Consider the following 24,922-nt stretch of genomic DNA (forward strand, 5'->3'; position numbering starts at 1 on the left):
CGAAATTCGGGGTCAGGCCGCGCGGCCCTGGGCGGCGGCGAAGGCGGCATCGATCGACAGTGCCGCCTGCTTGCCGTGCTCCACCGCCTGAACGGTCAGGTCGATGCCGCTGGCGACGCAGTCGCCACCGGCCCAGACGCCGGCGAGCGAGGTCGCGAAGCCGGCATCGACGGCGATCCGGTCGCCGGTCATCTCCAGCACCGCCGCGCCGCCGAAACCGTCGGGCAGCAGCACCTGACCGATCGCCAGCAGCACCTGATCGGCAGCGATCAGCCGGGTCTCGCCGGTATCCACCGCCCGGCCGTCATCGCCGGCGCGGGTATAGGCGAATTCCACCCCCGTCACCCGGCCATTGGCCCCATGAACCTTCACCGGCCGCATCCAGGTGCGCAGCACCACGCCGTTCGACCGGGCGAAATCCTGCTCCACCGGTGTGGCGCTCATCTGTTCGGTGCCGCGGCGATAGACCATGGTCACGTCTTCGGCACCCAGCTTCTTCGACTGCACCGCCGCGTCGACCGCGGTGTTGCCGCCACCGATCACCACCACCTGACGGCCGACCGGCAGGGTGGACAGATCGTCGGCCTGGCGCAGCCGGGCGATGAAATCGACCGCGGGTTCCACCCCCGCCAGCGTCTCGCCCTCGGCGCCCAGCGCGCGCACCGCGCCGAGGCCCAGGCCCAGGAACACCGCATCATACTCGGCACGCAGCTGATCCAGGCTGATGTCGCGGCCCAGCATCTGGCCGGTCTTCACCTCGATGCCGCCGATCGACAGGATCCAGGCGACCTCGCGGGCGGCGAAATCATCGACCGTCTTATAGGCGGCGATGCCGTATTCGTTCAGCCCGCCCGCCTTCTCGCGCGCCTCGAACACCGTGACGTCATGGCCCAGCATGGCCAGGCGATGGGCGCAGGACAGCCCCGCCGGGCCGCCGCCCACGACAGCCACCCGCCGGCCGCTGGGGGCGGCCCGCCGGAACAGCTGGGTTGCCGGCGTGGTGTCGCTGCCATAGACCCATTCGGTGGCGTGGCGCTGCAGCAGGCCGATCTCGACCGGCTTGTCGTCCTGGTCGTGGCGCACGCAGGCCTGCTCGCACAGGATCTCGGTCGGGCAGACCCGGGCGCACATGCCGCCCATGATGTTGGCCGAGAGGATATCGGTCGCGGCCCCCTTCATGTTGTCGGTCGCGATCTTGCGGATGAAGCTCGGGATGTCGATGGAGGTGGGGCACGCCTTCACGCAGGGCGCGTCCCAGCAGAAATGGCAGCGGCTCGCCTCGACCAGTGCCGCCCGCCCATGCAGCGGCGGATGGGCATCGAGGAAGTTCCGGCCGAGGTCTTCCGCCGGCAGACGGCCGGCCCGGATGTCACCCGTCTCGTCCATGATGAAGCTCGTCCTTCGTCTGTCATTGGTTATCGGCCGGGGCTCTCTCAACCAAGGATGGAGATGGTGGAACCACCCCCGCCCTTCGCGGGTCCGCCGGTCCGTTGCCCCTGCGGCACCCTCAGGCGCCGCAGGGGGTCGTCACGTCCTTGAAAAAACCCTGTATCAGGCCGCGTCGGCGGCAGCCCCCGAGCCGGCATTGGCCCGTTCCAGCATCGCGCCCAGCAGCACTTCGGCGCCGGCCGCAACCCATTCGGGCTTCGCATCCTCGATCTCGTTGTGGCTGATGCCGTCGATGCAGGGAATGAAGATCATGCCCGTGGGCGCGACCTTCGCCAGATAGCAGGCGTCATGGCCGGCGCCCGAGACGATGTCGCGGTTGCTGAAGCCCGCGGCCGCAGTGGCCGCGCGCACGGCGTTGACGCAGCCCTCTTCGAACGGCACCGGCGCGTAGTAGAAGATCTGCTCGACCTTCGCCTCCAGCCTGCCGTCGGCCACCACCTCGTCGATGGCGGCGCGCAGCTCGCGGTCCATCTTCGAGAGCACGTCGTCATCGGGGTGGCGCAGGTCGATGGTGAAGAACACCCGGCCCGGGATGACGTTGCGGCTGTTGGGATGAACCTGCATCAGCCCCACCGTCGCGCAGGCGACCGGCGCATTGTCGAGACCGATCTTATTGACCGCCTGAACGATCTTCGCCGCCCCCAGCAGGGCGTCGCGGCGGATCGGCATCGGCGTCGGCCCGGCATGGGCCTCCTGGCCGGTCAGCACCACCTCGTACCAGCGCTGGCCCTGGGCGTGGGTGACGATGCCGATGGTCTTGCCCTCGGCCTCCAGGATCGGGCCCTGTTCGATATGGGCCTCGAAATAGGCGCCGACCGGCTTGCCCACCGGCTGATCGCCGGCATAGCCGATCCGCTCCAGCTCCTGGCCCATGGTCTTGCCGTCCAGATCGGCGCGGCTGAGGCCGTAATCCAGGTCGAACACGCCCGCGAACACGCCCGACGCCACCATGGCCGGGGCGAAGCGCGAGCCTTCCTCATTGGTCCAGACCGCCACCTCGACCGGCGCCTCGGTCTCGTAATTGAGGTCGTTGAGCGTGCGCAGCACCTCAAGACCCGCCAGCACGCCATAGACGCCGTCGAAACGGCCGCCGGTCGGCTGGCTGTCCAGATGGCTGCCGGTCATCACCGGCGGCAGAGACGGGTTGCGGCCTTCGCGGCGGGCGAAGATGTTGCCCATCCTGTCCACCGTGATGGTGCAGCCCGCCTCCTTCGCCCATTTCACGAACAGATCGCGGCCCTGGCGGTCCAGATCGGTCAGCGCCAGACGGCAGACGCCGCCCTTTTCGGTGGCACCGATCCTGGCCATCTCCATCAGGCTGTCCCAGAGCCGCTCGCCGTTGATCCGGATGTTCGACATGGTGTGATCGTCCCCTGATCCTGTGTCTCGAATACGATGCGATGAGATGAGTCTACACCCGTGCCGCACGGGCGGCGGCATCGGATCTGCCGTGCCCGCTCATCCCATCGTCGGAAAGTTGAACTGCGCGCCGGCGCGGATGCCGGTCGGCCAGCGCTGGGTGACGGTCTTAAGGCGGGTGTAGAACTTCACGCCCTCGGGCCCGTAGATGTGATGGGCGCCGAAGAGCGAGCGCTTCCAGCCGCCGAAGCTGTGATAGGCGACCGGCACCGGCAGCGGCACGTTGACGCCGACCATGCCGATCCGGACCCGGCTCACGAAATCGCGGGCCGCATCGCCGTCGCGGGTGAAGAGCGCGGTGCCGTTGCCGTATTCATGGGCGTTGATCATGCCCACCGCATCTTCGTAAGACCCGCTGCGCACCACCGACAGCACCGGGCCGAAGATCTCTTCGCGGTAGATGGTCATGTCGGTCGTCACCCGGTCGAACAGGGTGCCGCCGACGAAATAGCCGTTCTCATAGCCCTGCAGGCGGAAATTGCGGCCGTCGACCAGCAGCTTCGCGCCCTCTTCCACGCCCTTGTCGATATAGCCGCGCACCTTGCGGGCGTGGATGTCGGAAATCAGCGGCCCCATTTCGGCGGCGCTGTCGGTGGCGGGCCCCACCTTCAGCGCTTCCACCCGCGGGATCAGCTTTTCGACCAGCCGGTCGGCGGTCTCCTCGCCCACAGGCACGGCCACCGAAATCGCCATGCAGCGCTCACCCGCCGAGCCGTAGCCTGCCCCCATCAGCGCATCCACCGCCTGGTCCAGATCGGCATCGGGCAGGATGACCATGTGGTTCTTGGCGCCGCCCAGCGCCTGGACCCGCTTGCCGGCCGCGGTGCCGGTCGCATAGACATATTCGGCGATCGGGGTGGAGCCCACGAAGCTCACCGCCTCGATCCGCGGATCGGTCAGCAGCACGTCGACGGCTTCCTTGTCGCCATGGACGACGTTCAGCACCCCCGCCGGCAGGCCGGCCTCATGCGCGATTTCGGCCACCAGCAGCGCCGCACTCGGGTCTTTCTCCGACGGCTTCAGGATGAAGGTGTTGCCGGCGGCGATCGCCAGCGGGAACATCCACAGCGGCACCATGGCCGGGAAGTTGAACGGCGTGATGCCGGCCACCACGCCCAGCGGCTCGCGGACATCGAAACTGTCGATCGCCGGGCCGACATTGCGGCTGTATTCGCCCTTCAGCAGCTGCGGGATGCCGCAGGCGAATTCCACCACCTCGATCCCGCGGGCCACCTCGCCCAGCGCATCGGCATGGGTCTTGCCGTGTTCGGCGCTGATCGCGCGGGCGATCTCATCGGCACGGGCATCGAGCAGTTCCTTGAAGCGGAACATGATCCGGCCACGCTTGGCCGGCGGGGTCGCCGCCCAGGCCGGGAAGGCCTCCGCCGCCACGCCGATCGCGCGTTCCACCTCGGCCCGGGTCGCAAGGCCAAGCTCGGCCGTCTGCTCGCCGGTCGCGGGGTTGAAGACCGGGCTGCGGCGGGGGCCTTCGGGGGCGACGCGCGCGCCGCCGATCAGATGCTCGATGGTCCGGGACATGGGGTGGTCTCTCGTCCTCTGCGGGCCGCCCGGGCGGCTGAACGCTGCCGGGCGGGATGTTTGCGGGGGGCTGTCGTAAGACGGGCCGGCCGGCACGGGCCGCTCCCGGGGCCCAGGGCACGACTCTCCCGTCGCGTCGCGGGCAGGCCGCAGACGGAAATCGGGCGTCGGGGCATAGGGGCCATGCGGCGGATGGCAGCCGCCGGAAACGACGACACGGCCCGGCCCGAACGGGTCAGGGGTGACGATCATCCCGCAGGCGGATCACCCGGCATGGGGCATCCGAAGATGGGTCAGTCGAAGCTGGTCATTCTCAAAGGGCCTCCCGGCATATCGGTCGAAACGGGTGGAGGGTGTCCACACGCCCGCTCGGCTCGGCCATACTGCTCCACTGTCAGACGGCGCCGGGTCTCTCCCACCGGTGCTCGCCCTCACCGGGCCGCTTGACGCGGCCTCTGTCTTCCTGATCCTGGAACGATGTGCGCGGGGGGCGCTTCACCGGCCAGGCGGGCGACGTGACCGTTCTCGATCTTCATCGCCTGAAGAACAGGTTAGACGTATCCTGACCAAGCGGTCAAGATGTCCTGAACGGGTTTCGACAGATCGGTCCGCATCGCGCGACCGGTGTGCCATTGCCTCCCATGCCCGGCCCCTATGCCTCTGCGCTCTGCCCCACCTCCATCTTCCCAAGGACGCCCCCGACCGATGCCCGACCCCGCCGGCCCTGCTCCCGCCCCCGCCCGGCAGTCCCTGCCGCGCAAGGCCCAGATCCGCGAGGAGAACACCGTCGCCATTCTGGCCGCGGCGGAAGAGGTCTTCGCCGAGATGGGCTTCCGCGGGGCCAGTACGGCGGCGATCGCCGAACGCGCCGGCGTGCCCAAGGCCAATCTGCACTATTATTTCCGCACCAAGAACCAGCTCTACGCCCGCGTGCTGGAAAGCATCATCACCGAATGGTTCGAGGCCGCCGACCGGTTCGGCATCAGCGATGATCCGGTGGAAGCGATCGACCATTACGTCCGCGCCAAGATGGAGCTGTCGCGCACCCGGCCGGCCGCTTCGAAGGTCTTCGCGAACGAGATCATCCACGGCGCGCCGCAGCTGATGGTCTATTTGCGCACCACGCTGCGCAACTGGGCCGCCACACGTGCCGCCGATATCGAGCGCTGGGTCGCTCAGGGCCGCATCGACCCGGTCGACCCCTACCACCTGCTGTTCATGATCTGGGCGGTCACCCAGCATTACGCCGACTTCTCGTGCCAGATCCAGGCGGTGCTCGACCGCGACCGCCTGCCCCGCGCCGAATTCGATCGCGCGGCCGAGCAGATCACCCGGATCATCGTCAAGGGCATCGGCGCGCTGGAACGGCGGGAGGCGGCAGAGGCGGACGCCTCGAAGGGGACGGCGGCATGAACGGCCGGATCGGGCGCGCCGGGGCGGACGAGATCGGCCGGATCGTCGCCCGCATCGCCGCCGATGAGATCATGCCCCGCTTCCGGGCCGGCATGACGGCCGGGGCCGACGGCATCGACGGGCTCCGCCAGAAGACGTCCGCCTTCGACGTGGTGACGGCGGCGGACGAGGCGACCGAACGCGCGCTCGGCACCGCCCTGCTCCGGATGTTCCCGGGCGCGGTGCTGATCGGCGAAGAGGCGGCGGATGCCACGGGCGGTGCACCGCCCGCAGACCTCATCGCCGCGGCCGACCTCGCCTTCATCATCGATCCGCTCGACGGCACCAAGAATTTCAGCTCGGGCCTGCCGCTCTTCGGCACCATGATCGCCGCCACGATCCGTGGCGAGATCGTCTTCGGCCTGATCCACGATCCGGTGACCGGCGAAACCCTGACGGCGCTGCGCGGAGAGGGCGCCTGGGCCGCCACGGCCGAGGGCCACCCCCGCGATCTCCGCGTCGCCGCAGCCGGGCCGGTCGCGCGGATGCATGGCGTTGCCGGCACCAACTTCCTGCCCCAGCCGCTGCGCGGCCGCCTTGCCCGCAATCTCGACCGGGTCGGCCCGAATTTCTGGCTGCGCTGCGCCGCCCAGGAATACCGCCTCGCCGCCTCGGGCGGCTGCGACTTCCTGGTCTACAACCGCCTGATGCCCTGGGACCATGCCGCGGGCTGGCTGCTCCACCGCGAGGCCGGCGGCCATTCCGCCCATTTCGACGGCACCCCGTATCTGCCGACCCACACCACCGGCGGCCTGATCTGCGCGCCGGACGAGGCGTCGTGGCTGGCGCTCCGCGAGGCGCTGTTCGGGGAAGCGGGCAACTGACGGGGCGCCTGCCTTGTGCAAACCTCCGGGAGCAACATGCTGAAGCATGGAGCAAAACCCCATTGAACTTCAGGTAGCTGAAATTCAAAGGAAATTCACGCCGCGAACCTCCCGGGGCTTTTACGCGTGCTCGGGGCTCGCCCAGACCCGGGGCCCGCGGGCCGTTCAGATGATCAGCGGCGCGTCGAAATCGGTGGCGGGTTTGGCGCCGACATGTTCGACCTTGGGGCGCCAGTTGGCGCCCAGGCGATAGAAGCGCAGGCTGTCCTGGTCGGGGTCGATTTCGGCGATCAGACGGGCGCGGAGCAGGGTCCATTGGGCCGGGTCGACATCGCATTCGAACACCGAATACTGGACGCGCTGGCCGAAATCCTTCACCGCCCGGGCCACACGGCGCAGGCGGCGGCGGCCGGCGGCCGTGTCGGTGCGGACGTCGTAGCTGACCAGGACCATCATCGGCGGGGTCTCCCTGATACGGGCGGCGTGGAGCGGAGGAGACGGTCAGCGCGGCAGCCAGGGCGGATAGGCATCCAGGTCGCCGCGCAGGGTGCGGGCCAGCAGCAGGGCCTGAAGATGCGGCATCAGCCCCAGGGCGGCGCTTTCGCCCAGATAGGGATGGGTGGCGGTCTCGCGCTTGCGCTCGGTCCAGGCGACCAGCACGCGCTTGCGGGCCTCGTCGCGGATAGTGACACCGCCGGCCGCGTCGTGGACGAAATCCTTCGCCCCGAGTTCCCGTCGGTTGATCAGGGTGAGCGCCAGCCGGTCCGCCAGGCGCGGACGGAATTCCTCCATCAGATCCAGCGCCAGACCCGGCCGTCCGGGCCGGTCGCGGTGCAGGAAGCCCACCGCCGGGTCCAACCCCACGCTTTCCAGCGCCGAGCGGCAATCATGGGTCAGCAGGACATAGAGGAAGGAAAGCAGCGCATTCACCGGGTCGCGCGGCGGCCGGCGGTTTCGCCCGGCGAACTGCATGGCGGGCTCGTCGCTGCGGATCAGGGCGCCGAAAGCCTCGAAATAGCGCGCCGCCGCCTCGCCCTCGATGCCGCGCAGCCGGTCGAGCCGGATCATGACAGGGGGATCATCCCGCGCGGCATCGGGATCGGAGGTGGAGGCGGCCAGCGCCCGCACCCGGCGCAGCGCATCGCCGATCGCCGCCTCGCCCGCCGCCAGCCGGTCGCGGGCGGCCGCGTCCATGGTCTCGCCATGGTCGCGCAGGCCGCGCTGCAGCACCGCCCGCTGACCGTCGAGCTTGGCGGTGAGCAGAGAGGCGGCCAGATCCGCCCCGCGGTCGGGGTCGTCGGCCGCGCGATACTGGGCGCGGCGCAGCAGCACATTGCCCGACACCGGCCCTTCCACCCGCGCCTGAAACCGGCCGTTGCGGTCGAGCATGCTGACCGTGATCCCGGCCTCGGCGCAGGCGGCGAGCAGCGGTGCGGTGAAGCTGACCAGGCCGATCCCGACCACGGCCCCCAGCAGATGCATCGGCACCCGGCCGATTTCCGCCTGATCGAGCCGGACCACGAGATTGGCGCCGTCCTTCACCACCCAGGCGTCCTGGGTGGTGACATAGAGCGTGTTGAGATAACGCTTCACGGCTCCCCCTCCCCATCCGCATCGCTGCCGAGCCGGGCGTCGATCCAGCCGGCGACCGCCCGGCCGCGGGCGAGCGCCTTTGGCCGGCAGGTGTCGATCAGCGAGCAGGCATCGCAGCGCTTGCGGTCATAGAGCGCGGGCGGTGTCTGCCCCGCGGCCAGGCAGGCGGCGGCCTCGGCGGCGATGCGGCGGGTCAACGCGCGCAACTCGTCGTCGAACATCACCGCCAGCCGCCGGCGGGTCCGGCCGTAGAACAGCGCCCCCTCGGGCACCGTCAGCCCGAACATCTCTTCCAGCGCCAGCGCCTGGGCGCAGAGCTGGACCTCGTCGGCCCGATGGGCCTTGGGCCGGCCGAGCTTGTGTTCCACCGGCAGGGCCGCCACCACCCTGCGCCGCTCGATGGTCAACTCGACCACATCGGCCACACCGTGCAGCGATGGATTGCGGCAGACCAGCGCCAGCGACGTCACCCGCTTCACGCCCTTGCGCGCCTCGGCCGTGCCCCGGTCCACCGCCTCATGCGCCACCCGGCCCTCGGCGGTGAGCGCATTCTCGGCCCAGATCCGCTCGACATGGATCAGGGCGAACTGGCGCGGGCAGACCATCCAGTGCTGCAGCCCCGAGATGGGCAGGGAGGGCGCATCCGTCTCGACCGTCATCGCTGCGCCCTCCCCTTCGGTCGGATACAGGCCCGCGGATCAGATCATCCGCTCGACCGTAATCCCCTCGGGCAGCCCGTCGGTATCCACCTCCACGCGGTAGTCGTCGAAGCTGCGCGGCGGGCGGGTCTCGTCGGGGGTGGCGCGGGTGACGGTCACGCGCTTGAACAGCCTGTGCGCCGGGGCGTTGCCGATGGCGCTGTCATGCCGGAACACCACCAGTTCGCGCGCGGTCATCTCCCCGCGTGCGGCCGAGCGGTCGTGATCGAACATGTTCTGCAGCGCCGCCCAGAACAAGGCGAGGTCGTCGTCCGAAAAGCCGGTCCGCCCCGCCAGATGGGCGCTGATGAAGCCATGGGCGCGATAGAGGCCATAGGGCACGATATGCTTGCGGCCCATGGTGCGGATGTCGTTCTTGCCCGGCTCTTCCTTGGTCGCGGCCATGCGGGTGATCGAGATTTCGAGCGGCATGATCGGGTCGATCGAGGTCGCGAAGGTCAGCTGGACCGGGCCGCGGACCTGGCCGGTGTTCGTCTCGGTGGTCATCACCGCACCGAAGGTGCGGATGTCGAAGAAATTGGCGCACATCCAGGCGGTCACCGCGCGCGCCTCCTCCTCCTTCTTGGGCAGCTTCTTCGGCTCGGATTTGATGTCGAGCGCCTTGTAGGCCCGTTCGTGCTGCTCGTTCAGATACGAGCGCTCCCGCATGTAAATCTCATGGCCGGGCGTGCTGCCGGCGACCATGTCGACAAAATTACGCACCTTGCGCTTCAGGCTGACATCGGTCACCAGCCCCTGATTGGTCTCGGGGTCGAGCCGCGGCAGGTTGCCGGCATCCGGGTCGCCATTGGGGTTACCGTTGGTGACGTCGAAGAGATAGACGAAATCATAGCGGTTGCTGATCGCGGTCATGGGAAACGGGCGCTTTCGAAGACGGGGCTCATATCCTGAAACAGGGCGATGGGGCGATCAGGCGTCGTCGCCGATCACGGCCGGCTCGCCGGCCTCTGCGGCCTTCACCTCGGCCGGGGCACGGGTCATCATCGCCTGACGCTGGTGGAAATAGCCGATCGCGAACCGGCCCTGATCCTCCACCCCCAGATGGCGGGGCAGGTTCGAGGGCAGGCCGTCGATCACCTCGGCGATGGTGGTGTCGTACCAGTGGGCGAGACCGCCGCGATCCTTGCGCAGCTTCGCCGCATGATGGGTACTGCCCCGCATCAGCACCGGGAAGATCGACCCGGGCGTCGCCGAGGCCGCGCCATAGAACCGGTCGCGGATGGTGGCGTTCAGCCCCGGCAGCGCCGCCCGCTGAAGGTTCTCCAGCACGGCAAACAGCCGCCCCAGCCGGTAGCCGGTATTGGTTTCGGCAGGATCCAGACTCACGAGATCGCCCTCCCTCTCCAGAGGTTCCTTGCCCGACCGCCGGAGCAGCCAGGCCTTGAGCATGGCGACCCTCAGGGCGGAAATCTCTCCGTCGGCGCGGATGCGCATCAGCGCCAGCGCCGCCATGTTCGCGGGGTACGGGCGGCCGCTCAGCACCGCCCGCATGATGTCGCCGCCAAGCTTCGGCGGCAGGTTGTCGAGCTTGCCCTGCGGCGCCAGGGCCTTCAGCAGCGCATAGACCGACACCGGCCGCCCCGGATCGATGCCGGGGTCGAGGCGGAGGTCGTGCCAGTGCTGGCGGACATGGTCGACCGCATCGCCCAGCCGGTCTTCGTACCAGAAGCGCAGCGCCAGGCGTGCGGCATTGGGCGCCAGCCCCAGCACCCAGAGCCGGGTGTCGGGGTCAAGATCCGCCGAGATCGCCTCGCCCATCGTCCGGCCGCGGGCGAGCGCCGAGAGCGCGGTGCGGACCCGCTTCGCCTCCTCGTCGCTCATCTTCAGGTCGATCTTGGGCTTCTTTGCGGTGCCGTCCTCACCCGCCTCGTCGGCCTCTGCGCCCGCATCCTGGTCCATCAGCCCATAAGCGGGGGAGACGGCATTGGCGAGCACGCGGCTTGCGGTGTCGTCGGCGGGGTTGGGGGCGTCGGTCCAGAACACCGTGGTCGCATCGCCGATCTGCACCCGATGCGCGCCATCCGGCGCCAGCAGCTTGTTCAGCACCGCGCCATAGGCGAAGGCGACCCGTTCCGAAATCGGCGCATTCGCCCCCTGTTCCTTGCCGAAGGAGGTGAAGGCATCCAGGTTGAACGACACCAGCGAGGCACCGGAACTCTGTGCGCCGCGCACGCCCTTGATCGAGGGGTGCAGTTTGGCGATCGGGGCCACGATGCCGCTGACCAGGCAGCGCCCGGCCGCCCCCGCAACCGCCTCGCGCCGGGCTGCCCAGGCAGCCCGGGCCGCACGGAAGCGGTGCAGATCACGCACGGTACCGCGGCCGAAGCGGAAAATGAGATTGCCGTCCACCGCCTCGATCGGAATCTCGCCGGCTTCCACCGCCGCCACCGCCCGTTCCGGCGTCCAGTCTTCCAGGAATTCCAACAGCTTGAGCAGAGCCCGATCCTCGGTCCCCGCCAGTGCCTCGATATGCAGCTGCCGGAAGGCGTCGAACTCCTTCCCGGCCGCCACCACACCGGCATCCGGCGTCTTGCCGGCGCGCTTCACGCCCAACACATAGGCGGATTTGTCCCAGAGGAAATTGGCCGCCACGCCCGAGGTGCGCTTGATCGCCGCCGGCACGGTCATGCGCAGCGGTTTCGGCTTCTTGCCGCTGCGGTCGCCCAGCAGCAGCACCGGCGGCACGCAGCCCGGCTGGAACCGCTCCAGATCGACCGCGGCATCGATCGCCTGTTCCGACATTCCCTCTTCGGGAAGATCGGTGTCCCCGCCCTCGATCCGGCGGTCGTAATACTCGGACAGCTGCTGCAGGATCACGACACCACCTCATCCGACTGCGGCGGCGGCACCGTGATCACGCCGTCGACCATCCGCGCCCGGAAGAAACGCGGCTGCATGCCCCGGGCATAGTCGATGTCATAGAGCATCCAGCCCAGATCGCGCGTGCCGGCCAGATCCGCATGCGGCACCGGCTCACCCTCCACCGGCCCGAAATCGGCGGCGAATTCGCGCGTGCCCAGGCAGGGCTGCTGATAGCACTGCCCGCGCGCCAGCCGCCGGTTGAAGATGTCGAGATGCTTGCCTTCATTGTCCGACGGCCCCGCCGCTGCCGTCAGCTCGAAATGGGCCTCGATGATATAGGCCACATCGCGCAGCACCACCGAGGCGCGCTGCTGGCGGTCTTCCTCGACGATGGTGTAGACGCCCGCGGTGCTCCCGGCGGCGCGCGCCCGCTTGACCACCCCGGCCGCGATCTTCGAGCCGACCTCGTTGCGCCGGATCGTCTCGAAACGGATCGGGTTGAGCACGATGATCCGGTCGATCTGCCAGCGGACTGCCGGCTTCCAGTGGATCGCCTCGATGATCCCACGCGCGGCAGAAGGTGTAATGACATCATATGACACGCGCTCCACCTTCATCTCCGGGCGTGTATAGAGTGCACGCGGCCCGGTGACGTGGAGCCGAACGCCGAAAGCCATCATCCTCACCTTTCAGAGGGAGAAGACATGACGGGCCGTTGGGGGCCGACATGGCCGGCCCCCGGATGACCGTCTTCCAAAAACATCAGTTTCAACCCACAGCCAATGCAAAATATCGGCCGACAGATCACCTTGTCACCACATCATTCCCTTTTGATGGAATGAGCGTCAAGCGCTATTTCTGTTGATTTTGAAAACGTCAGAAGAGCAGTTTTTCCACCGCGACGAACGCCGGCTCCTCCCAAACCAACCCGACATCCTCGCGGTACAGGCTCGGGTTGGTCAGAACCATGAACTGCTCCCCGTACCGTTCCCCACCCACCACACGCGCCGCACTTGCCTCCACCAGCATCTTCCGGATCCGCGGCGGCAGGGTCACGACATGGCGTTGCAGCAGCCGTGCGGCCCCGCCAGCGCCGCCGAAGCGGTCGAGGGCGGACGGGTCGGCGGCATCCAGCGCCGCCACGCAGGCTTCGGCCTCGGGCGTGGTCGGGATGATCAGCGGCAGCATGCCGTCCTCGATGATCCGGTATCTTTCGGCGACGGTGGCGAAGGGGATGGCGAGGCGGTGCGGGCTGTCGTGCAGCGCCATGATGTTTTCGGCATCCAGCATGTCGAGCGCCTGCCAGAACAGCGCATCGAAATAGAGCCGCATGGCCTCGGGCGAGAGCGGGTCGTCGATCCGGTCCTCGACCATCCGCCCGCGCGCCACGGCCGCCGCCGCCAGGGCCTGGGCCAGTCGTCTGGGCTGGTCGGCCGGGTCGGCGGGGGTGAAAACCTCGACCACCCCCTCCCGGCCCAGCCGGCCCTCGCGGTTGCAGCGCCCCGCGGCCTGGGCGATCGAATCGAAGCCGGCGGCGGCGCGCAGCACCATCGGCAGGTCGATATCCACGCCGCATTCGATGACGGTGGTGGAGACGATCCGGCAGGTGTCGCCCGCCGCCAGCCGGGCGCGGATCTCGTCCAGCCGCCGGCTGCGATGGGCGGCAGTCATCAGGGCAGAGAGGTGGAACGCCCCCTCGGGCGCCGCGGCCGCCAGCCTCTCGTAGAGCCGCCGGGCATGGAGGCGGGTATCGACCACGGCCAGTGCCCGGGGGCCGGTCGTCAGCCGCGCGATCACCCCGGCATCGTCCAGAATGCCCGCCTCCCGCACGCGCACCCGCGCCAGCCGGTCATGCAGGGCCGAGGGGTCGGAGACGATCTCGCGTACCGCCTGGAACCCGCCCTCCAGCCCGAACACCTGGGCGTATTCGTCGACGACCTCCGCAGTGCCGTCGGGCGCCACCAGCACCGGCTGCGTCGCCGTCGCCAGCACCACCGTCACCCGGTAATTTGCCGCCAGTTCGTCGAGCATCGCCACCGTCGGGCGCAGCAGGCCGCGGGGCATCATATGGGCCTCGTCCAGGATCACCACCGAGCGCGGGATCGCCTGCAATTTGCGGCAGCGCGCCGGGCGGTCGGAGAACAGGCTTTCCAGGAACTGCACCGCGGTGGTGACGATGATCGGCCGGTTCCAGCGCTCCATCGCCCGGCGCAGCTTGTCGCGGCCCTGCCAGCGTTCCCGTGCCTCCGGCGGGATGTTGCGGCGGTCCAGATCGGCTTCGGTGTCGAAGGCGCTGTGATGTTCCAGCACCTGATCGGCCAGATCGGCCCCCAGCGCCTTGCGGATCACCCCGGCGGTCTGCTCGATGATCGAGGTATAGGGGATGACGATGATCACCCGGTCGAGCCCGTGCGCCTCGGCATGGGCCAGCGCGAAGGCGAGCGAGGCCAGCGTCTTGCCGCCGCCGGTCGGCACCGACAGCGAGAACACGCCCTGCCCCGCCGATGCCGCCGCCCGGCAATCGGCCAGCACTTCGGCGCGGGCGGCCACCACCCGCTCCGCCCCCGCCTGCCCGGCGGCCCTGGCCGCGGCATCGGCGGCGAGACCGTCGATGAACCCGTCCACCCGCGCCCGCAGCACCGCAATCGGGGCCGCCGCGAGGCCCGCCTCCGGATCTTCCCGGCCCTCGGCGGCGGCATGGAAGGCGGCGGTGTCGGCGTAATCGGCATCCACCAGGCAGGAGAACACCATCCGGGTCATCACCGCGAAGCGGAAGCCGGCGCGGTCGTCCGGCGCCTCCCCCGGCCGCGGCGGCGGCAGGTGGCGCCAGCTCTCATCCGGTTCGGGCGGCGTGATCTCGTCTTTCCAGGCCGAGGCATCGTCGAGCGGCTTCTTCTCCACTCGCTCCCGCAGGCTGCCGCGGCCGCCATCGCCCTGATCCTCGAAATCCGCCAGCCCGGCATGATGCCCGGCCACGGCATAGAGCACCGCCTGTGCCCCGGGCAGACGCCCGGCCAGCCCGCCGGCGCGGTCGCGGATCATCTCGGACATCACCCGCGCCCCCCAGGTCGCATGATCGACCTTGGTCACGTCCCCGCGCAGCCGCGCCTGAAACGCCGGAGAATACTTGCCCGTGTCGTGCAGCAGCCCGGCCGCCCCGGCGATACTCCCCTGCCCGAACCGCGCCGCGCTCACCCCCGCCCCAGCCCCCACCGCCCGCAGATGATCGGCCAGCAGATGCCAGGCGGTCTCGGGCCGGTCCTTCAGCGAATGGGCATAAAACGGCATGTCACGACCGCATGCGGGGAATGGGACGGCATCAGGTTACGATGCGATCACCACACGTGCAAGGCGGGGATATGGGGCGGATGGTCGCGCCATGATTCAGATGGAGAATGGGGAAGGCCTGCCGATATCGGGTATGACTTCCCGAAGAAGACCCCATACCGATAAAGCCTCCCCATTTCCAGGGTCCGGGGCGGCATCAGGCCAGCTGCCCGAACCCCACCGCCGCGATGACCAGCTGGACGACGTTCAGGATCACGCTTGCCCGGTGCAGCCGCGCGAAGCGGCGGCCGGCGGCAAGGTCGCCGGCAAGCTCCGCATCGCGGGCGCGGTTCACTGCGGGCAGAATGCCGTGGCGGGCGATCAGCCCAAGTGCCGCCACCAGAGTGAAGAGCAGCGCCGGCAGCCAGCGTGCGGCGAAGGCCGCGGCAAGGGCGGTGACGAAGCCGGTCAGGATGATCAGCAGGTAATAGCGCGGAAAGATCCGTCGGATCAGCCGCGCCGCCGGCTGCGGCTCCAGCGTGGTGAACACCGTCGGCGCCACGATACCTGAGAAGAACACCATGGCGCCCAGCATGACGGCCGACAGATAGAGCGCCACAAGTCCGGGGGCGTCAATCAGTCCGGGGGCATCGATCATGGCGGCCTCTCACCTTGTTTGCCGGTCGGGATCTCCTGTTCAGCTTCAGATATGGTCAAGGTTGCCCGGATCGGCTGCGAGCATCCGGGAACAAGCCGGTGTCACCATCGGTCGATTGCCGGGTCAGTACTGCGGCAGGGGCAGCCGATCGCTTTCCTCTGCCACCGCCGGAAAGCGCGGATCGCCCGAGGCCCAGTCGCGTTTGGCATCCTCGATCAGCGCCGGGTCGCTGGCGACGAAGTTCCACCACATCGACCGCGGCCCATCCAGCGGCGGGCCGCCGATCAGCATCACCCGCGCCAGACCGCCACTCGCCTGAAGCCGCGGCCGGCTGCCCGCGCGCAGCACCGCCAGCATGCCCGCCTCATGGGGTTCGCCGTCGATCAGAACCGCGCCGTCGATCACCACCAGCCCGCGTTCCGGTGCGGCATCCGGTACCTCAAGTGCCGCGCCGTCTTCCAGCGCCAGATCCAGGCAGAGCGCGCCACCCGGCGCCTCGACCGGCGAGCGCGCGCCATAGGCCTCCCCCGCCACCACACGCAGGGTGATGCCGGTGCCGATGCGCAGCTCGGGCAGGTCTTCTGCGGCATGATGGGCGAAGCCGGGCGCACCCTGCTCTTCGGGCTTCGGCTGGGCCAGCCAGATCTGCACCCCGTCGAGCACCGATCCCCCGGGGCGGTCTTCGGGTGCGGTGCGTTCCGAATGGGCCACGCCGTGTCCGGCGGTCATCAGGTTCACCGCCCCGGGCCGGATGGTCGCGACCGTGCCCAGGCTGTCGCGATGGACGATGGCGCCCTGAAACAGATAGGTGAGCGTCGCGAGGCCGATATGGGGATGCGGCGGCACGTCGAGCCCGGTGCCGGGCGCAAAGCCGACCGGCCCCATCCGGTCGAAGAACACGAAGGGCCCGATCGCGCGCCGCTTGGCATAAGGCAGCAGCCGGGCGACGTTCAGCCCGCCGATATCGCGCACCCGCCCGCGGATCACCATCTCCACCGCCGGGCAGCCGCCGGGGGCGGCCTCGCCGGCCATCTCGTCCTCGAACCTGCTCATGGGATCCGTCCTCGCTCAAAGCCCGTTATCAGCTTGAGGCTAGCCCGCAGGTCCCGGCCGCGATAGTCCCGACGGCGGTGACGCAGTGTCAACGCGCGGGCACCAAACGCCAATGCTCAGGCACCGATGGCCCCCCGCCGGTCGCGCGCCCAGGCGGCCGGCGACACGCCCACCAGATCCTTGAAACGGCGGCTGAAATGGGCCTGGTCGGCAAAGCCGGTCTCCAGCGCCGCCTGAACCGTGGGGCAGCCCGCCGCCAGCAGCCGCTTCGCCGCCTCGACCCTGAGCTGGATCTGATAGGCATGGACCGGCAGCCCCACCAGACGGCGGAACTGGCGCATCAGATGCCAGGGGCTGAGGCCGGCCACGGCCGCGATCTCCGCCACCGGCAGATCTTCGGCGAAGCGGTCCCGGATCAGGGCCCGGGCCCGCTCGATCTCGGGCGAGGCCGCCGCCGCAGAGACCCGCATCCTGCGGCCGCTGCCATGGCGGGCGACCAGCATCACCGCCGCCTCGCGCAGCAGCACGTCGCGGGCGAGCCGGGTTTCGGGCCGGCACAGCGCCTGATGGGTGGCAATCAGGCGGGCATGCAGCCCGGCATCCTCGATCACCGCACACCGAAACCCCACTTCGGGCGCATCGCCGCCGGCAACGCCGCCGCCGGGGCCGAAGCCGGCCGCGGCGGCGGCCTCGGTCAGCAGCGCCATGGGCAGATAGAGCGCGCGATAGCGCAGCTCGTCGCCCACCACCCGGCTGCCGGTGTGCAGATCCCCCGGATCGACCACCGAGATCCGCCCGGGGGCGGCGGCATGGATGCTCCGTTCGCGGCGGAACTCCTTCACCCCGGCCTCGATCAGCCCCAGCATCAGCGTGTCATGGGTATGGGGGCGAAAGCGGTGCCGGCGCAGACGCGTGAATGTGGCCTCCACGCCGGTGGTGCCGGCCGCGACCAGCCGCACCCCGTCGGCAATGCCGGCATAGCCCTGCGCAGGATCGGACAAGACCGGTCCCTGGAGATCGCTAGGCTGATCCGCCCGTCCCCCATCTCCGGCGAGGTTACGCCCCATGTTCGCGCATCCCGATTCCTGGCCTGAACCCTCGACCGGTTCCGATCCCTGGACCCTGCTGTCGCATGCCGCCGTCACCCCGCCAGAGGGCTCGGTGCCGATCGCCCCGCCACTCTATCAGACGGCAGCCTTCTCTGCCGAGGATGCCGAAGGTTTCGCCCGGATGGCGACGACGCCGATGCATGAGGGCTTCTACACCCGCTACGGCAACCCCACCACCCGCGCCCTGGAACGGGCGGTGGCCGCCCTCGAAGGCAGCACGGCCGCGGTTGCGACCGCCTCGGGCATGGGGGCGATCACGGCCGTGCTGCTCGCCTTCGCAGGCGCGGGCGATCACGTGGTGGCGCAACGCCTGCTCTATGGCGGCACCACCGGCCTGCTCACCCGTCTGGCGCCGCGGCTCGGCATCACGGTCGATCTGGTCGATCAGGACGACACCGCCGCCTTCGCGCGGGCGGCCCGTCCGAACACGAAACTGATCCTGCTGGAAAGCCCCTCCAACCCCCTGCTCCGGCTGACCGATCTGGCCGGTGTGGCGGCCTTCGCACGCGACCGCGGCATCGTGACCATGATCGACAACACCATCGCCACCCCGCTCAACCAGCGGCCGCTCGGCTTCGGCATCGATCTGGTGATGCACAGCGCCACCAAATATCTGTCGGGCCATGGCGACGTCTCGGCCGGCATCGTCACCGGCCGCGCCGACCTGGTCGAACGGGTCTGGCACGAGGCGCATCTGCTGGGGGCGACGCCCGATCCCTTCGCTTCATGGCTGGTGCTGCGCGGCCTGCGCACCCTGCCTATGCGGGTCGCCCGCCAGAACGCCACGGCGCTTGCGGTCGCCCGCCATCTGGCGGCGCATCCGCGGATCACGGCCGTTCATTACCCGGGCCTCGACGGCCACCCGCAGCGCGATCTGGCCCGCCGGCAGATGCCCGAGGGTGCCGGCGGCCTGCTCTCCTTCGAGGTGGCCGGCGGGCTCGATGCCGCAGAGGCCATGATGTCCCGGCTGCGGCTGATCCGCCGCTCGGCCAGTTTCGGCACGCCGATGACGGTCGCGGTTCATCCGGCGGCGATGTGGTCGGCGATGATGACGCCGGATCAACTGACCCTGACGGGCCTGCCCGCCGGGCTGATCCGCCTGGGCCTGGGCTTCGAGGATCCGGCGGCGATCATCGCCGATCTGGATGCCGCCCTTGGCTGAGGGCCGCCTTCAGCGCCCCAGCACCTGGTCCAGCACAGCCACCCCGCGCCGGATCGCGGCCGGGTCGAGCCCGGCATAGCCGAGGATCAGCCCGGCCACCTCCGGCCGGGGGGCTGCCGGATCATAGAGGGCCGAGACCGGGTAGAGCCCAACCCCGGCCGCAGCAGCGGCCGCAATCACGGCGGCTTCGTGGCCGGCCGGCACGCCGTCCAGCCAGGCCACCAGATGCAGGCCGGTGGCGGCACCCACCACCCGCACCGGCAGCCCTGCCAGCGCATCCAGCAGCACGGCGCGCCGGGCAGCATTGCGGCGGCGGATGGCCCGGACATGGCGCTCATAGGCGCCGCTTTCCATCAGCAGGGCCAGGGCCTCCTGCTCGATCAGGGCTGTGTGCCGGTCGGTCACGCGCTTGGCCTCGGCAAAGGCCGGAGCAAGATCGGCCGGCACGACCAGATAGCCCAGGCGCAGCGTGGGCGAGAGCGTCTTGGAGAGCGTGCCGATATAGATCACGCGCGCCGGATCGGCCGTCTGCAGGGCGGGCACGGGCGCAACCTCGTGGCGGTATTCGCCGTCATAATCATCCTCGATGATCACCGCCGTCTGCGCCCGGGCCCAGGCGAGCAGCGCCCGCCGCCGTGCCGCCGACAGCACGCCTCCCAAAGGGAACTGATGCGAGGGCGTGACATAGGCGAGACGGGCGGGCGGCAGATGGTCGGTGTTCAACCCCTCGGCATCCACCGGCACCGGTATGGCCGATCCGCCCGCCGCCGCAAAGGCCCGGCGGGCGAGCAGATAGCCCGGGTTTTCGATCAAGACGCGGTCGCCGGGATCGAGCAGCAGCCGCGCCGCAAGATCCAGCGCCTGTTGCGAACCGTTGACCACGATGATCTGCCCGGCCGTGCAGCGGATGCCGCGGGCCCGCCACAGATACCCGGCCAGCACCCGGCGGAGCGCCGTCGCCCCTTGCGGGTCGCCATAGGCCAGCCGGTCGGGGCGGCGCAGCAGCACCGCGGTCATCGCCCGCCGCCAGGCCAGCACCGGAAAATCGCGCCCCGCCAGATCGCCATAGCGGAAATCCGCAATCCGGAACGCCTGCACCGGTGCCGGGGGCGGCATCTCGGCAAGCCGCCGGGCAAAGGCCGACAGTCGCCGCGGTGGGGCCGGTTCGGGCGCCGCCGGCACCACGTCCCGGCCCAGCCCCGCGGCGACTTCGGCCCGTGCCCCCGGCCGGGTGGTGATGTAGCCCTCGGCCACCAGCTGGCCGTAGGCGGCGGTCACGGTCGTGCGCGACACACCCCATTCGGCCGCAAAACTGCGGGTCGACGGCAGGCGCTCCCCCGGCTGCCAGACCCCCTCGTCGATCCGCGCCCGGATCGCCGCCACGATCCGGCGGGCGATGCCCTCCTCGTCAAACTGGCCCACCTGTTTTCTCCGGAACCGGACATTCCTGCCGGTCCAGACTCGCGGCATTCTGGGGGTGCACGCAAGGGAGTTTCACCATGTACACCCCACCCGCCTTCCGCATCGACGACCGGCAGAGGCTTGTCGCCACCATCCGTGACGCCGGTCTTGCGACCCTGGTCACCGCCACGGTTGAGGGGCTGATGGCGACCCCGCTGCCCCTGCTGCTGGACGAGACCGAAGGGCCCCATGGCACGCTCTACGGCCATCTGGCGCGCGCAAATCCGCAAGGGCGGCTGCCCGCCATCGGCGGCGAGGCGCTGGCGATGTTCAGCGGCCCCGACGCCTATGTCACACCCGCCTTCTATGCCACCAAGCAGGAGACCGGCCGGGTGGTGCCCACCTGGAATTATGTCGCCGTTCACGCCTATGGAACGCTGGAACTGTTCGACGATCCCGACCGGCTGCTGAACCTGGTCCGGCGCCTGACCGAGCGCCACGAGGCCAGCCGGCCGATGCCCTGGTCGGTGGCCGATGCGCCGGAAGATTTCATCCGCGCCCAGCTGCGCGGCATCGTCGGGCTGCGGCTTCAGATCAGCCGGATCGAGGGCAAGTGCAAGGCCAGCCAGAACCGGCCCGCCGCCGATCGTGAAGGCGTCGCGGCCGGACTGGCCGCAAGCGACCGCCCGGCGGATCGCGAGATGGCGGCGCTGGTGGCGGCCGCCCCCCCTTAAAAGGTGCCCTCCCCGCACAAAAAAAGCCCCCGGTCTTGCGACCGGGGGCGGTGTGCGGAACGGGCGGCCGGAGGGGATGGAAGGCGGCCGGCCCGCACCACAACCAGGCGTCTGCACCGGGAGGGTGCGGGTTCCCGGGCCGCGGCGAGGCGCCACAGCCCGCAGGTTTCAGGAATCAGACATAGGGTGCCGAGCGGGCGGCAAGGCTGTCGCGGGCGGCGGCGTATTCGCGCTTGAAGCGGTCGACCAGCTCGCCCGCCGACAGCACGGCATCGATCGCGCCGATGCCCTGGCCGCAGCCCCAGATGTCGCGCCAGGCCTTGGACTTGGTGTTGCCGCCCGAGCCGAAATTCATCTTGGACGGGTCGCTGACCGGCAGATTGTCGGGGTCGAGACCGGCATTGACGATGCTGGGCTTCAGATAGTTGCCGTGTACGCCGGTGAAGAGGTTGGTGTAGACGATATCGCCCGCGCCATGATCGACGATCGCCTGCTTATAGGCCTCGGTCGCATTGGCTTCCTTCGTGGCGATGAAGGCCGAGCCGATATAGGCGAGGTCGGCACCCATCGCCTGCGCCGCCAGGATCGAGGCGCCGTTCGCAATCGAGCCCGACAGCGCCAGCGGCCCGTCGAACCATTTGCGGATTTCCTGGATCAGCGCAAAGGGCGACCAGGTACCGGCATGGCCGCCGGCGCCGGCCGACACCGCGATCAGCCCGTCGGCGCCCTTCTCGATCGCCTTGCGGGCGAAGGTGTCGTTGATGATGTCGTGCAGCACCACGCCGCCATAGGAATGGATCGCCTGGTTCAGCTCTTCCCGCGCGCCCAGCGACGAGATCACCACCGGCACCTCGTATTTCACGCACATGTCGATGTCGTGATTGAGACGGTCGTTGGAGCGATGAACGATCTGGTTCACCGCATAGGGGGCCGAGGGACGGTCGGGGTTTTCCTCGTCCCACTGGCCGAGTTCGTCGCGGACCCGCTTCAGCCAGTCTTCCAGCACCGGGCCGGGCCGGGCGTTGAGCGCCGGGAACGAGCCGACGATGCCCGCCTTGCACTGGGCGATCACCAGATCGGGGTTCGACACGATGAACAGCGGCGAGCCGATCACCGGCAATTGCAGGCGGCGTGCGAGGCTGTCGGGCAGGCTCATCTCGAAGCGTCTCCCAGGCGGTTCCCCCAAGGGCGGCCGTCGTTCGATGCGGGCGCCCATGCTGTCGGTTCAGGTCGTTTCCGTCGGTCCGGTTAGTCCGTTCCATATCGGAACCCTGTATTGACAGAGTGCGTTCCAAATCGGAACCTGTCAAGCGCATCAAGGCCGACATCGTCGGCCCCGATGCCCCCCCGAAGCCCCTGGGAGAGCCCGCCCGATGCGGTGGAACGAGTTGGACGAGGAGCATTGCTCGATCGCGCGCACCCTCTCGATCATCGGCGATCGCTGGACGCTGCTGATCCTGAGGGAATGCTTCATGCGCGTGCGCCGGTTCGAGTATTTCCAGAACCGGCTGGGCATCACCCGCCATGTCCTCGCCGACCGGCTGCGCAAGCTGGTCGAGGCGGGGTTGCTGGTGCGCGTGCCCTATCAGGAACGGCCGCTGCGCGAGGAATACCGGCTGACGGAAAAGGGGCTCGACATCTATCCGGTGCTGATGTCGATCCTGAGCTGGGGCGATCGCTGGCGCACCGACAGCGAGGGCGTGCCGGTGCTGCACCGCCATCTGGACTGCGGCCACCACTTCCGTCCGGTGGTCTCGTGCTCGGAATGCGGCGAGCCGCTGGATCCGCGCCGCGTCTCTCCCGAACCCGGCCCCGGCATCACCGACGAGGCGGCGCTGCGCTATTTCACCTTCGGCCGTCACGGCTCGTCAGGTGCCCTGCAGGCACATCCGCAGCCCGCCCCCACAGACGACGACGGGGCGGTGGACTGACCACCGCCCCGTCGGGCAGACATGCCGGATGCTATGACGTCAGTCGGATGCTGTAACGTCAGTGCGGCCTCACCGGCCGACGGCGTTCGCGCACCCGCAGCGGGCCGACCCGGGCCTCGATCGCGGCCGCGACCTCGCGGCGCAGACCGATCATGAAGGCGGTTTCCGAGACCACGAAGAGCGGGCCGATCAGCAGCCCGGCGACATCGTCCAGAAAGGCGGGCTTGCGGCCTTCGAAAACATGGCCCACCGCCTGGAAGATCCAGCCCACGACGAACAGGCCCAGCCCCCAGCCCAGCCAGACGCCGGTGCTGCGATCAGCCAGCGCATCGCCGGTGACCACGGCCGCCGTCAACAGCACGGTCATCACCGCGCCGAAGCGCAGATCCAGGCCCAGATACCAGGCCGCAGCCAGGCCCGCCACCACCATGGCCGGATTGAGATGGACATCGCCCAGATCCAGCGTCGGCCGCGACAATAGAATCGCGACCGCGACCACGATCATCGGAATGCCGATGAGATGGGTGATCAGATTGCGGGCATCACGGTGATAGGCGCCATAGCCGGCCAGCCGGTCGACCAGCCGTTCCAGACCCCGCGGCGCTGCGGGCTCCACGCTGTACATTGCAACTGCCTCCTCCACTGCCGCCTGCGGTTGTCCCGCCGGTCGCCATTCTTTGAGTGTCAAGGATATGCCGTCCGGGACGCCGCGTCGCCAGAGGAAATCTCCATGCAGCATCACCCGTCGGACGCCCCCTCGAAGGGGGTATCGGGAACCCCCGCACAGCGGTAGTCTGCGACCGATCGCTCTACCCGTTCGACACCGCGCCGAGGAGACGGCCCGCATGCGCATCGCCATCTGGACCCCGAATGCCCGCGACCTGATCGCCGACCGCGTCGCCGCGGCCGGGCACGAGCCGGCGGTGGCCCTGAATGGCGAGGATTTCGCCCGCATCCTGGCCGAGGGCGTCGACATGGTGGCGATGATCTCGCAATTCTGGTCGCCCAAGGTGCGCGATCTGGCCGCGGCGGCGATGCCGCGGCTGAAACTGGTTCAGCTGCTGACGGCCGGTTTCGACCCGCTGGATGCCCATGGCGTGCCCGCCGGGCTGATGGTCGCCAATGCCGGCGGCTCGTATTCGCCGACCGTCGCCGAACATGCCGTCGCCATGATGCTCGCCCTGCTCCGCCGCCTGCCCCAGGCCGGCATCGCCCAGGCGCATCAGAACTGGGATCGGGGCATCCTGCGCGAGATGGGTTCGCTCGAAGGCCGCACCGTCACCATGCTCGGTTTCGGCTCCATCGGCGAAGAGACGGCGAAGCGGCTGAAGCCCTTCGGCGCCCGCATCATCGCGGTCACCCGCAGCGCCCGGCCGCATGATCTGGCCGACGAGGCCGTGCGGATCGACGATCTGGCGACGGTTCTGCCCCGCAGCGACGTGCTCTATGCCTGCCTGCCGCTGGGCGATGCCACCCGCGGGCTGATCGGGCGCCAGGTGCTGGCCGCCCTGCCCCGCCATGCACTGGTGATCAATGTCGCCCGCGGCCCGGTGATCGACCAGACCGCCCTGCTCGAAGCCCTGCTCTCGGGCTCGATCGCAGGTGCCGGCATCGACGTCGCCGACCCCGAGCCGCTGCCCGCAGATGCCCCCCTCTGGCGCGCGCCCAACCTGATCATCACCCCCCATGTCGCGGGCGGCGGATCGGGCGCCATCGACGAGCGCCTGGCCGCCGTCACCATGACCAACCTCGCCCGCCTTCAGGCGGGCGAGGTGATCCTGCATCCGGTGCAGCCGCGGGTCGAGTGATG

General features: G+C 69.4%; 22 protein-coding genes. 6 read left to right on the top strand and 16 right to left on the bottom strand.

What is annotated here, in order from left to right:
* Positions 1–12: 12 nt before the first annotated feature.
* The 3 genes from TMO_RS25675 to TMO_RS25685 form a co-directional block, all read right to left on the bottom strand.
* Positions 13–1,386 carry an NAD(P)-dependent oxidoreductase gene (locus TMO_RS25675; RefSeq protein ID WP_014747977.1) on the bottom strand — a complete coding sequence of 458 codons (1,374 nt, stop codon included), beginning with the start codon at positions 1,384–1,386 and terminating at the stop codon, positions 13–15.
* Positions 1,387–1,551: 165 nt separating this feature from the next.
* Positions 1,552–2,808, bottom strand: a complete 1,257-nt coding sequence (locus TMO_RS25680; protein ID WP_014747978.1) for a Zn-dependent hydrolase — start codon at positions 2,806–2,808, stop codon at positions 1,552–1,554.
* 99 nt (positions 2,809–2,907) lie between these two features.
* Entirely contained in the window at positions 2,908–4,407 is a 1,500-nt protein-coding gene (locus tag TMO_RS25685; RefSeq protein WP_014747979.1) for a CoA-acylating methylmalonate-semialdehyde dehydrogenase, read from the bottom strand.
* A 705-nt stretch (positions 4,408–5,112) separates the two neighbouring features.
* On the opposite strand from TMO_RS25685, the gene TMO_RS25690 reads away from it, so the two are divergent.
* Together TMO_RS25690 and TMO_RS25695 are read left to right on the top strand one after the other, a co-directional pair.
* Complete coding sequence (locus TMO_RS25690) at positions 5,113–5,820, top strand: TetR/AcrR family transcriptional regulator (protein WP_014747980.1); 708 nt, start codon at positions 5,113–5,115, stop codon at positions 5,818–5,820.
* On the top strand, positions 5,817–6,683 hold the full coding sequence (locus tag TMO_RS25695) for an inositol monophosphatase family protein (protein WP_014747981.1): 867 nt from the start codon (positions 5,817–5,819) through the stop codon (positions 6,681–6,683). Before TMO_RS25690 ends, TMO_RS25695 begins: the two co-directional genes overlap by 4 nt.
* 165 nt (positions 6,684–6,848) lie before the next feature.
* Here TMO_RS25695 and cas2 read toward each other — a convergent pair whose 3' ends face one another.
* From cas2 to TMO_RS25745, 10 genes are all read right to left on the bottom strand, one after another.
* Entirely contained in the window at positions 6,849–7,139 is a 291-nt protein-coding gene (gene cas2 / locus TMO_RS25700) for a CRISPR-associated endonuclease Cas2 (RefSeq protein WP_014747982.1), read from the bottom strand.
* 45 nt (positions 7,140–7,184) lie between these two features.
* Positions 7,185–8,276 (bottom strand): type I-C CRISPR-associated endonuclease Cas1c, encoded by a 1,092-nt coding sequence (cas1c, locus tag TMO_RS25705; protein WP_014747983.1) that lies wholly within the window; start codon positions 8,274–8,276, stop codon positions 7,185–7,187.
* Positions 8,273–8,935, bottom strand: a complete 663-nt coding sequence (cas4, locus tag TMO_RS25710; RefSeq protein ID WP_014747984.1) for a CRISPR-associated protein Cas4 — start codon at positions 8,933–8,935, stop codon at positions 8,273–8,275. The genes cas1c and cas4 overlap by 4 nt, the downstream gene beginning before the upstream one ends.
* 39 nt (positions 8,936–8,974) lie before the next feature.
* Positions 8,975–9,847, bottom strand: a complete 873-nt coding sequence (gene cas7c, locus TMO_RS25715) for a type I-C CRISPR-associated protein Cas7/Csd2 (RefSeq protein ID WP_014747985.1) — start codon at positions 9,845–9,847, stop codon at positions 8,975–8,977.
* A gap of 57 nt (positions 9,848–9,904) precedes the next feature.
* Positions 9,905–11,812 (bottom strand): type I-C CRISPR-associated protein Cas8c/Csd1, encoded by a 1,908-nt coding sequence (gene cas8c / locus TMO_RS25720; protein ID WP_014747986.1) that lies wholly within the window; start codon positions 11,810–11,812, stop codon positions 9,905–9,907.
* Positions 11,809–12,474, bottom strand: coding sequence for a type I-C CRISPR-associated protein Cas5c (gene cas5c, locus TMO_RS25725; RefSeq protein WP_041607845.1), 666 nt, complete (start codon positions 12,472–12,474; stop codon positions 11,809–11,811). The genes cas8c and cas5c overlap by 4 nt, the downstream gene beginning before the upstream one ends.
* Positions 12,475–12,673: 199 nt before the next feature.
* Positions 12,674–15,085, bottom strand: coding sequence for a CRISPR-associated helicase/endonuclease Cas3 (locus TMO_RS25730; protein ID WP_014747988.1), 2,412 nt, complete (start codon positions 15,083–15,085; stop codon positions 12,674–12,676).
* A 196-nt stretch (positions 15,086–15,281) separates the two neighbouring features.
* Positions 15,282–15,722 carry a DUF4149 domain-containing protein gene (locus tag TMO_RS25735; protein WP_014747989.1) on the bottom strand — a complete coding sequence of 147 codons (441 nt, stop codon included), beginning with the start codon at positions 15,720–15,722 and terminating at the stop codon, positions 15,282–15,284.
* A gap of 123 nt (positions 15,723–15,845) precedes the next feature.
* Positions 15,846–16,775 (bottom strand): pirin family protein, encoded by a 930-nt coding sequence (locus TMO_RS25740; RefSeq protein ID WP_014747990.1) that lies wholly within the window; start codon positions 16,773–16,775, stop codon positions 15,846–15,848.
* A gap of 116 nt (positions 16,776–16,891) precedes the next feature.
* On the bottom strand, positions 16,892–17,776 hold the full coding sequence (locus TMO_RS25745) for an AraC family transcriptional regulator (protein WP_014747991.1): 885 nt from the start codon (positions 17,774–17,776) through the stop codon (positions 16,892–16,894).
* Positions 17,777–17,840: 64 nt separating this feature from the next.
* Here TMO_RS25745 and TMO_RS25750 point away from each other — a divergent pair, with 64 nt between their 5' ends.
* Positions 17,841–19,046: a trans-sulfuration enzyme family protein gene (locus TMO_RS25750; protein ID WP_014747992.1), complete on the top strand. Its 1,206-nt coding sequence runs from the start codon at positions 17,841–17,843 to the stop codon at positions 19,044–19,046.
* 9 nt (positions 19,047–19,055) lie between these two features.
* Here the strand turns inward: TMO_RS25750 and TMO_RS25755 are convergent, their stop codons facing one another.
* Positions 19,056–20,468: a PLP-dependent aminotransferase family protein gene (locus tag TMO_RS25755; RefSeq protein WP_014747993.1), complete on the bottom strand. Its 1,413-nt coding sequence runs from the start codon at positions 20,466–20,468 to the stop codon at positions 19,056–19,058.
* A 77-nt stretch (positions 20,469–20,545) separates the two neighbouring features.
* On the opposite strand from TMO_RS25755, the gene TMO_RS25760 reads away from it, so the two are divergent.
* The gene (locus tag TMO_RS25760; protein WP_014747994.1) at positions 20,546–21,181 is read left to right on the top strand and encodes an FMN-binding negative transcriptional regulator; all 636 of its coding nucleotides are present in this window, start codon (positions 20,546–20,548) and stop codon (positions 21,179–21,181) included.
* A gap of 175 nt (positions 21,182–21,356) precedes the next feature.
* Here TMO_RS25760 and TMO_RS25765 read toward each other — a convergent pair whose 3' ends face one another.
* The gene (locus TMO_RS25765) at positions 21,357–22,337 is read right to left on the bottom strand and encodes an NAD(P)H-dependent flavin oxidoreductase (RefSeq protein WP_014747995.1); all 981 of its coding nucleotides are present in this window, start codon (positions 22,335–22,337) and stop codon (positions 21,357–21,359) included.
* 217 nt (positions 22,338–22,554) lie between these two features.
* Here TMO_RS25765 and TMO_RS25770 point away from each other — a divergent pair, with 217 nt between their 5' ends.
* Positions 22,555–23,112, top strand: coding sequence for a winged helix-turn-helix transcriptional regulator (locus tag TMO_RS25770; protein WP_014747996.1), 558 nt, complete (start codon positions 22,555–22,557; stop codon positions 23,110–23,112).
* A 58-nt stretch (positions 23,113–23,170) separates the two neighbouring features.
* Here TMO_RS25770 and TMO_RS25775 read toward each other — a convergent pair whose 3' ends face one another.
* Complete coding sequence (locus TMO_RS25775) at positions 23,171–23,704, bottom strand: DUF962 domain-containing protein (RefSeq protein ID WP_041607850.1); 534 nt, start codon at positions 23,702–23,704, stop codon at positions 23,171–23,173.
* Between the two features lie 253 nt (positions 23,705–23,957).
* Between TMO_RS25775 and TMO_RS25780 the strand changes: the two genes are divergently transcribed.
* Positions 23,958–24,920, top strand: coding sequence for a D-2-hydroxyacid dehydrogenase (locus TMO_RS25780; protein WP_014747998.1), 963 nt, complete (start codon positions 23,958–23,960; stop codon positions 24,918–24,920).
* The last annotated feature ends 2 nt before the right edge of the window (positions 24,921–24,922 follow it).

The sequence above is a fragment of the Tistrella mobilis KA081020-065 genome (genome assembly GCF_000264455.2).
GTDB lineage: Bacteria > Pseudomonadota > Alphaproteobacteria > Tistrellales > Tistrellaceae > Tistrella > Tistrella mobilis.